Raw genomic sequence first — 2,277 nt, 5'->3', positions numbered from 1 at the left:
AGGTTATAGCTGTTCTGCCAGAATGCCGTGAGGTGCTCGTTGTCGGTTGTCTCACGGAATTCGTCGATGTTCTTTTTGGCATCGTTACCCGAGGCCCCCGCCACCAGCTCGCTGGTATTATCAGAACGGAGATCCACCAGCAGGTGATAGTACCCATTCCCCGAGTACACCTGCGCCAGTGCAGAATACGAGCCTACAACAGCCTGTGCGAAGTCGGACTCAGTCTTGAAGAAGTCCGTTTCGCCGATTTGAGAAATAGGTTTTGATTCGAGAAAATCTTCGCAGGAGGTTCCTGAAAATGCCAGGATAACCAGGGCGACAGCTATTTTGATATTTTTTGAGATCATCATCATCAATGTTAAAGGTTGGTCCGGGTTTAGTTAGAAACCAAGGTTGAGGCCAAATACGAATGCTCTTGCGATAGGATAAGTACCATAATCCATCCCCGGCGTCAGCGCAGAAGAAATCCACGGATCGCCTTCCGTCGTATTCACCTCAGGGTTATAGCCGCTGTATTTGGTGAAAGTGTACAGGTTTTGAATGTTCATATACACCCGTGCATTCTTCACGACTTTTCCACCAAATATCTTGTCAAAACGATAACCGATCGTCACGTTTCTGACGCGAAGGAAAGAAGCATCTTCCACGTAGTACGATGAAATGTTCCGGTTAATGGCATTGTTGTTCGGTCCCCACGTTTTGCCGTCACCAGGCTCTTCCGGTGAGCGCCAGTAGTTGTTCGAGATCGACGCATTGTTGCGGTAAACACTGCGCTTGGTCAGGTTGAGCACATCCACATCCTGTACGCCTTGGAGCGACACACCGAAGTCGAAGCTGCCGACATTCAAAGTATTCGTGATGCCGTAGGTAAACTTCGGCAGGTTATTTCCGATGATCGTTCTGTCAAAATCATTGATTACGCCGTCGTTGTTCAGGTCCCTGAAACGGACATCACCCGGAGCTGTATTCGGAAAGTGCGCAGAACCGTCTATTTCAGGCTTCGTGTTGTAGATCCCGTCGAAGATCAAACCATAATAGCTTCCCAGCGGCTTTCCGATCTGGGTAATGTGCGTCAGAGAGTTTTCCTGTGCGCGGTTCGCCACGATAATCGGTGCGCCACTCGCGCCCAGTGACTCTACTGTATTGGTGTTGAAAGAAATGTTTGCATTGGTCGACCAGGTGAAGTTTTTGCGCGTGAAATTTCTGGTTTCCAAAGCAACTTCAAATCCTTTGTTACGCAGACTTCCCAGGTTGCGGAGCGCCGTTTCAAAGCCTGTTGAAAGTGGCACAGGTACATTTAGGAGCAGGTCGGAAGTCAGTTTGTTATAGTAGTCAAGATTCAGGAAAAGTCGGTTTTGGAACAATCCCAAGTCGATACCCAAATCCACTTCCTTTGCTTTTTCCCAACCCAGGATCGAGTTGCCCAGTGAACCTTGCGCCAGACCATTGACGATCCCGCCGTCACCGGATCCAAGAATATAGTTAGAGCCATAGATCAGCCCCACAGACGCATAATCAGGAATCTGGTTGTTACCAATCATACCATAGCTCGCACGAACTTTCAATTCGCTGATCGTAGGTACATTCGCCATGAATTTTTCCTGTCCGATTCTCCATCCTGCCGAAACGGAAGGGAAGTTACCCCATTTGTTGTCAGCTCCGAAGCGTGACGAACCGTCGCGTCGGAAAGTGGCAGTCAGGAAGTATTTTTCATCATAATTATAAGTCGCGCGGCTCAGGAAGGAGAGGAGTGTCCATTGTGAGCGGCTTGAACTTCCGCCAGTGATAATACCTGCATTCAAGGTAGGCACAAGGTCGTTCGGAAAAGAGTTTGCACTGACAGAGGTAGAATTAAATGAGGATTTTTGACCTGTCACACCCACGAGTACATTTACATGGTGTTTTTCTGCAAATGAATTGTCGTAAGTCAAAGTATTTTCATTGATCCAGCTGATGTTGGCAGATGAAAAAGACTGACCATTTGAAGGGTTTACACTAATGTAAGAGGGAGAAAATTTGTTGTTACTGAACGTATTGACATCTGCATTGATGCTGGTTTTGAATTGCAGGTTTTTGAAAATGTCAATCGTCGTAAACAAGCTTCCTACGGTGCTGAACTGGTTCATGGTATTCTGGATACCTTCACCAAATGCGAGCGCATTGTTATAGATAATGTTCTGCGTCGTCCCATCGTCATAATGCAGGGTGAAAGATCTTGCATACGAACCGTCCGCATTTCTGACCGGATAAAAACCCGGCGTCGACATTACCGTCACA

The 2,277-nt window shown here is 47.3% G+C and carries 1 protein-coding gene and 1 pseudogene; both read right to left on the bottom strand.

What is annotated here, in order from left to right:
- Window positions 1-353, bottom strand: a pseudogene (locus ACTIE6_RS09435) (RagB/SusD family nutrient uptake outer membrane protein); the annotation flags it as partial.
- Between the two features lie 27 nt (window positions 354-380).
- Window positions 381-2,277 (bottom strand): SusC/RagA family TonB-linked outer membrane protein (locus ACTIE6_RS09430; RefSeq protein WP_439556401.1); only part of this gene is annotated, 1,897 nt, incomplete at its 5' end.

The sequence above is a fragment of the Dyadobacter sp. genome, assembly GCF_051859145.1.
Classification (GTDB): Bacteria; Bacteroidota; Bacteroidia; order Cytophagales; family Spirosomataceae; genus Dyadobacter.
This window is presented reverse-complemented; position numbering and strand designations above follow the sequence as displayed.